Here is a 6,495-nt window from a genome sequence, read left to right as displayed (position 1 = left end):
CGGCGGCTCACCCCTTCGGGGCCAGCGCGACAAGCGCGCTGTTCAACGCCTGCGGGGTGAGCTGAGTGCATCGAACAATTAAACTTCATCAAAACTCTCTTTTGCGGAGCCCTTTCGAGCTCCGCGGACGCTGCTATTTCAACAGGGATTTAACTTTTCGGCCCACCCGACGAACCAGACTTCTGCCTCTGTTGGCGCCCTGAACATGAATGGCTTCATAAAGGGCATTAAAGCGGTCATGGGCCCAGCCATCTCTTTGCTGGGAAATAAGACCATCAATCTTATGATTTAAAAGCTGCAGTTCATTACTGACAGAGTGGCCGCCATTGATGCTACGCAGTCGGCTCACCTCGCTCTCAAGCTCATGAATTTTTTCGAGGTAAGCAGGAATCAACCCCATCGCATAGTTATATTTCACATTTTCATCCATAAATGGACGGAAACTACGATAGTTATTTTTGCTCTTATTTCCGCTTAACAACATTCCGGAGTTTGCTACTCTGTACCAAAATAGCGGTTCAGGAACGAGCTGCAATTTATAGCCTTGTAAGGAGACTTTCGCAAAAAACTCCCAATCTTCATGGCCTAAACCATAATCTTCAGTAAAGCCACCGATATTGTCGAAAGCCTCTTTGCGGATAAGGGCATTAGCATCGCCAAAGCAGTTGCTAAAGCTGGCGATATTTAAATCCGGGCCTAACGGCAGCCAGCAGTGCGTCATTTTACGGAACGGAGAAGGGAACTCGTCACCAAAAATGAGATCGCTTGGGGTGGTTAACACATCGGCCCCGGAGTTTAATGCTGCCGTGACAAATGTCTCAACCTCAAAAGGTTTAGCGACATTATCATCGTCCATAAACATCAGATATTCACCGGAGGCATGTCGCGCAGCCAAATTTCGCGCCGCGCCCAGGTAGTTATTTGAACTACGAATGATTTTCCAGCCTCGAGCGTTAAAGTCGTTCTCGATAAGGTTCAAATAACGATGAGATTCTTCTTTTGTACTTCCATCATCAACTAAGATGACTTCAATATTTTGATACGTCTGCGTTTTAATTGAGGCAAGTGCCTGCTGGAGCAAATGGTGACGATCGAAATGAGTGATACACACGCTAACTAACGGGCGATTCGATTCATCTATTTTCTTGAAGACGCTGTTATCTTTTCGCTCAATAGCGGCAAACCACGCTGCCTGGATATTTTCCTGTGACTCAACCAGCCCAGGCTTGATATTTATATTTTTTAAGCGATAGTGGATTTTACCGTATAAATCAACCGGCGTTGGGGTAAACAGAACCTCAGCATGATGCTCTTGCGGAATCAGTTCTGGAATTCCTCCGACGTTTGAGGCGAGGAAGTTAATGTTATTAACCAGGCACTCATAAACTGTATACGGGGAGTTTTCAACGAGCGATGGGATGATGACTAATACATTTTTTCTTTTTATATATTCATTAGCATTAGTACGATCGTAATCGCTGATGATATTGACTGCCAGCCCCAGATTTTTGGTCTGGTTCATGATATAGGTAAAGGAATCAATTTTACCCAGCGTGACATTCTTCCCGAGGAAGGTCACGCCAGAGATCGTCTCTTTGTCTTCGTCAGAGAGTTTTCTTAATGCGCGCAGGAAGATATCGAGCCCTTTACGGGTTTCAAGCCGGCCGAAAAATACAAGCTCAACGCCTGAAGCGGGTGTTTCATTTGTTTTTACGACAACATCACTTCTCGTCTCAAACCCTTGAAATGGCTCACAATTTAAAATAACGTGGCGTTCTTCAGGAACATTCCAGTGTTTACTCAACATCCAGTCAATTAAATACTGAGAAGGACTAACGACTTCATCAGCCATCTCAACAACCATTTTCTCCATATAATAGAGTTCAAGATGATTCTGATCATATGGGAGCTGGTAATTACCTTCATCAGCCCATAATGTTGAGCTATGAGTATTGACAATGAATTTTGTATTCTCAAAATCAGTGCCATTCTTTTTACTTAATAAAGCGTAATACAGATCTGCCTGCCATTCACAAGAAATAATAGTGTCGTAGACATTATTTTCTTTCAGCCAGAGCAGAATTGAGTAACTTTTTCTTCTAAAATAAGGCGCATCAATATTAATCTCTTTTACCAGACCGGTACTTAGCAGATTAATACCAAAGGTGCTATAAATACGTGACCAATCGCTAAAAGTTGATGCAGAAGACTCCGAATAGTCACCACATGTATACAATACATCGACATCATAACCCTTTTTTGCCAAAGTAGTGGCAAGGGCAGTGAAAGCAGTACCAATGCCGCCGTTACGGACAGGCCCCTCTATGTCCGGCGTCATTATAAGAACTTTTTTCATTGTGATCTTTCCTTAGTAACCTAGACTTTTCTATAATAATGAGTGAGTTGAAGCAATATTAAGATAGCAATCAATAGCTTCTGTTAAACAGGATAAAAAATGACCAGTGCAGAGTTAAAATTTGATTTATTTCTAAAATCCTATCATCCATCTCATCGATTTGTCTATAAGGCAAACCCCGGTAACGCGGGTGATGGCGTGATTGCATCGGCAACGTACGACTTTTTCGAACGAAATGCGCTTACCTATGTTCCTTACAGGGCCGATGAGCGCTACAGCGCTGATACTGATATTTTAATTTTTGGTGGCGGAGGAAACCTCATAGAAGGACTGTATGCTGAGGGCCGCGATTTTATTCAAAGTAATATTCACAAATTTCACAAAACGATCATTATGCCTTCGACCATCAGAGGGTATAGCGATTTATTCACTAATAATATAGATAAGTTAGTTGTCTTTTGCCGAGAAAATACCACTTTCGATTATATAAAATCTCTTAGCTATGAGCCAAATAAGAACGTATTCATTGCTGATGACATGGCATTTTATCTCGATCTTAGCCAGTACCTGTCTCTTAAACCTGCCTATAAACAACAGGCAAACTGTTTCAGAACAGACTCAGAGTCTCTGACAGGAGAACATAAAGAAAACAATCATGATATTTCGCTCACGTGGAATGGCGACTATTGGGATAATGAATTTCTGGCACGAAACTCTACCCGCTGCATGATCAACTTTCTTGAAGAGTATAAAGTTGTAAATACCGACAGACTTCACGTGGCAATTTTAGCCTCCCTGCTGGGGAAAGAAGTCAACTTCTACCCTAACTCATACTACAAGAATGAAGCCGTTTATAATTACTCGCTGTTAAATCATTACCCAAAAACGTGCTTTATTACTACCAGCTAAAAAATGCAGCGTATATTAATACGCTGCAAAAAAAATCACATAACCTTTACAGCATTATCAATTATTGCCTGCCAGCCTTCACGCGAGTATTCATTTGCCCGGCTATAGTCGGCAAATCTATCGATTGCGCCAATAAAAAGATTATCAGTCACTTTCTTGATTTCACCTGGAGCTGAACTTTCCACGTTACTTTTCACGTAAAGTATTTTACTGTTACCGTGCTTCTTAAACTCTTTTGCTAAAGCGAATACTATATCATCAAGATTATTGCCATTGCTTTTTACGACAAAAATTTTATTGTCATCAACAAGGCTTTTCTTAAATTTGCTTATCAGGTAATTAATCTTCTCTACTTCTTTTTTATAAATAAGATCATTTTCCTGTTCAGAATAACGCCAGACCCAGCTATCATTTTTATTATCGCTATACATTTCAGTATGAAAACAAATATCATACTGTTGATCAAGCACCATATCCTGCCAGGATGGGGTCAGGTTTTCATAGACATACAAACCAGCAAAATCAGATTCTATTAGTTTTAGAAGAGCATGATAGTTTTTTATTAAAGTCCAACGAAACAAGCTGCCTTCATCATAACCTGACTCTCTGAGAAAGAAAGCAAACTCACAATTATCACCGAGACTTTCGAAACGCTGTAATTTATTCATCATTGTTTTCCAGAAGGGGAACCGAAGGATTATACAATAAGGTACCTCTGGCTAACACCAAAAATGTCGTCAGATGCCGTCCGCGCAGGGCAACATAACGCGGTGAAAACATGGCATATCAGCATGACGCCCCCTCGTGAGATTATCGCGCGTTCTGTCCCGATATGACGCACATAAACCATTGATAATATATTTTTTTTCAGGCCGGGCCCGGATAAAACCGCCCGGCGGAAACCCAGGCTCGGGAGCGAAGCGAGCCTCAGGCAAACATCTTTCTTCCCAGCTGGCGCCCCGCCTCCAGATGCGCCTCCGCCGTTTTCAGGTCCGGCAACAGCAGCATCTGCGAACTGGCTACCGTCGCCCCGCAGTAATCAAAAATCCCGTGGACAATCTGCGCATTAAAAGCATCGGTAAATCCGTGCTTGTCATACGTTTGTTGACTCGCTGCGCCTAATGCCACCAGATGCACCCGCAGGCGGCCCAGCTTCTTCACAACATCGCCGTCGGCGGTCTCCTCATAGGCCCAGCCGTTTGAAAACACGCGGTCAACCCAGCCCTTTAACAGCCCAGGCATCGACCACCAGTAAACGGGAAAAACCAGCACCAGCGCGTCGGCGTTATCAATTCTGGCCTGCTCGGCCATCACGTCGGGCGGCGTGTCGCCGGTTTGCAGAAATGCGGCGATATCCGGCTCGGCAAATACCGGGTTAAAGCCTTCCTGCGTTAAATCCGCTATGTCAGCCGTATGCTGCGGGCCGGATTCGGCAATTCCTTGCGCAATCGCCGTCGCTACGCTGTGAGTCAGCGACGTCTTGAGAGGATGAGAAACCACGATTAATGCATGCATGACGGATACCCCAGTTGCGCTATAACGATATTGGACGTAGTCTTATATACCAACAGTAACCTACCATTAGTAAGTTACCTTTAGTATATTAATATGTCAACGGGAGAATGTTTCCATGTCTGAACCACTCGTACGTCAGCGTTTAACGCGAGAAGAGCGGCGCAAGCAGCTGATTGATGTCGCCTGGCATATTATTCGGCAAGAAGGGACCGATGCCCTGACGTTGGGTTATCTGGCGACGCAGGCGGGCGTGACTAAACCCGTGGTTTACGATCACTTTGACAGCCGTTCAGGGCTTTTCGCGACGCTTTATCGCGAATACGACCAACGCCAGACGGCGCGCATGGATGAGATACTGCGCAATACCGAACCGAATGCGGAGAAGCTGGCCTCGGCGATCGCCAACGCCTATATCGAGTGCGTGCTGCTTCAGGGGCGCGAGATGCCCAGCGTCATGGCCGCGCTGGCCGGGACGCCAGAGCTGGAGAAGATCAAACAAGAGTGCATCGCCACCTTTACCGGAAAATGTCGGGACTATTTTTCGCCGCTTTGCGAGAGTGAGAATCTCAGCGAGGCGGCCATTCTCGCCATGCTCGGCTCCGCAGACGGGCTATCGGCCGCGGTAGTGAACGGCGTCATCACGGAGCAGCAGGCTAAAGATGAACTCTTTCAGGTCATTATGTCGATGCTGCAGCGCTGCTGTCATCGCTAAATCGCGCCCGCCGTCCGGCGGACGCGTTGATTATCAGCCGCCCGCTTTCTTGATCGCCGCATCCAGCGAGGCTTTATCCGCCAGCCCCGGGAATACGGTGATCGTCGCTTCCGTGGCGCCGGTAGTCGGCATCACGATAACGCCCGGCGTCCCGCTCAGGCCAATTTCCTGCGCCAGCTGATTGGTGCTTTCCAGTACCGGCTCAACGTCCGCCGCTTTCTTCGCGTCGAAATTCACTTTCTTCGCCTGCTGCTGGATGTCGGCAGCCGTCAGCTTGCCTTCGTTATGTCCGGTGGAATAGATCCCGTTATGGTAGGTCAGATAAGCCTCTGCGCCCTTCTGCTGATAAATCTGCAGGCCGGTTTTGGCCGCTTCAAGCGAGGTTTCCCAACGGCTGCCAAAGATCGGCCACTCTTTAAAGGCAAAGCGGGTCTGCGGGTGCTCTTTAATCACCTGTTCCATTACCGGCGCCAGACGACTGCAGTAAACGCACTGATAATCAAAGAATTCAATGACCGTGACTTTGCCCTCTTTCGGGCCGTAGGTTGGCGTATTTTTATCCTGGGTCAGCGCAGCCGCATTCTTCAGTACCGCCTGGGTCGCGGCGCTGGCCTGCTGCTGTTGCTGAATTTGCTGTAGCTTCTGGCTGGCCTGCAGCAGCACTTCCGGATGCGCGACTAAGTAATCCGCGGCGATTTTGCCAATACGGGCCTCTTGTTCAGGCGTAAAAGTCGGCGCATCAGCAGCGGTCGCCATAAGCGGAAACAGGGTAGCGCCGATAAAGGCAAATGTGAGTAAATTCTTATGGCCGGGCATGTAGTTAGTCCTTGCGATAGGTGAACGGCAGATGTATTTCTACGAACAAAATATCATCCTTTGCCTGCGAATCATTGCCGGACCATGCAATGATTGGTAACGATATTTTTCAATCACTCGCTGCGCGCGGTCTCTCGGTAAGGTGGCCAGAGCGCCCTAACGAGAGTACGCTTCGCCCCTGCGTTTT

At 46.6% G+C, this 6,495-nt stretch carries 6 protein-coding genes; 2 read left to right on the top strand and 4 right to left on the bottom strand.

The genetic code is table 11. The annotated features are described in order from the left end of the window. Positions 1–133: 133 nt before the first annotated feature. A complete protein-coding gene (locus ABLU88_RS18030) occupies positions 134–2,356 on the bottom strand; it encodes a glycosyltransferase (RefSeq protein WP_348837418.1) in 2,223 nt (740 codons plus the stop codon). A 99-nt stretch (positions 2,357–2,455) separates the two neighbouring features. On the opposite strand from ABLU88_RS18030, the gene ABLU88_RS18025 reads away from it, so the two are divergent. Next, a complete protein-coding gene (locus ABLU88_RS18025; protein ID WP_004097886.1) occupies positions 2,456–3,265 on the top strand; it encodes a polysaccharide pyruvyl transferase family protein in 810 nt (269 codons plus the stop codon). A gap of 35 nt (positions 3,266–3,300) precedes the next feature. On the opposite strand, the gene ABLU88_RS18020 is transcribed toward ABLU88_RS18025, so the two are convergent. Together ABLU88_RS18020 and ABLU88_RS18015 are read right to left on the bottom strand one after the other, a co-directional pair. Beyond that, positions 3,301–3,936 (bottom strand): hypothetical protein, encoded by a 636-nt coding sequence (locus ABLU88_RS18020; protein ID WP_224354304.1) that lies wholly within the window; start codon positions 3,934–3,936, stop codon positions 3,301–3,303. A 256-nt stretch (positions 3,937–4,192) separates the two neighbouring features. Next, a complete protein-coding gene (locus tag ABLU88_RS18015; protein ID WP_032747547.1) occupies positions 4,193–4,780 on the bottom strand; it encodes an NAD(P)H-dependent oxidoreductase in 588 nt (195 codons plus the stop codon). A 115-nt stretch (positions 4,781–4,895) separates the two neighbouring features. Here ABLU88_RS18015 and ABLU88_RS18010 point away from each other — a divergent pair, with 115 nt between their 5' ends. After that, a complete protein-coding gene (locus ABLU88_RS18010) occupies positions 4,896–5,492 on the top strand; it encodes a TetR/AcrR family transcriptional regulator (protein WP_032747545.1) in 597 nt (198 codons plus the stop codon). 33 nt (positions 5,493–5,525) lie between these two features. On the opposite strand, the gene ABLU88_RS18005 is transcribed toward ABLU88_RS18010, so the two are convergent. After that, the gene (locus ABLU88_RS18005) at positions 5,526–6,308 is read right to left on the bottom strand and encodes a DsbA family protein (RefSeq protein ID WP_025107666.1); all 783 of its coding nucleotides are present in this window, start codon (positions 6,306–6,308) and stop codon (positions 5,526–5,528) included. Between the last annotated feature and the right edge of the window lie 187 nt (positions 6,309–6,495).

It is taken from the genome of Klebsiella sp. GW_Kp182 (assembly GCF_040062275.1).
GTDB classification, from domain to species: domain Bacteria; phylum Pseudomonadota; class Gammaproteobacteria; order Enterobacterales; family Enterobacteriaceae; genus Klebsiella; species Klebsiella michiganensis.
The sequence above is the reverse complement of the archived record's forward strand: the minus strand, read 5'-3'. Positions and strand labels throughout refer to the sequence as shown.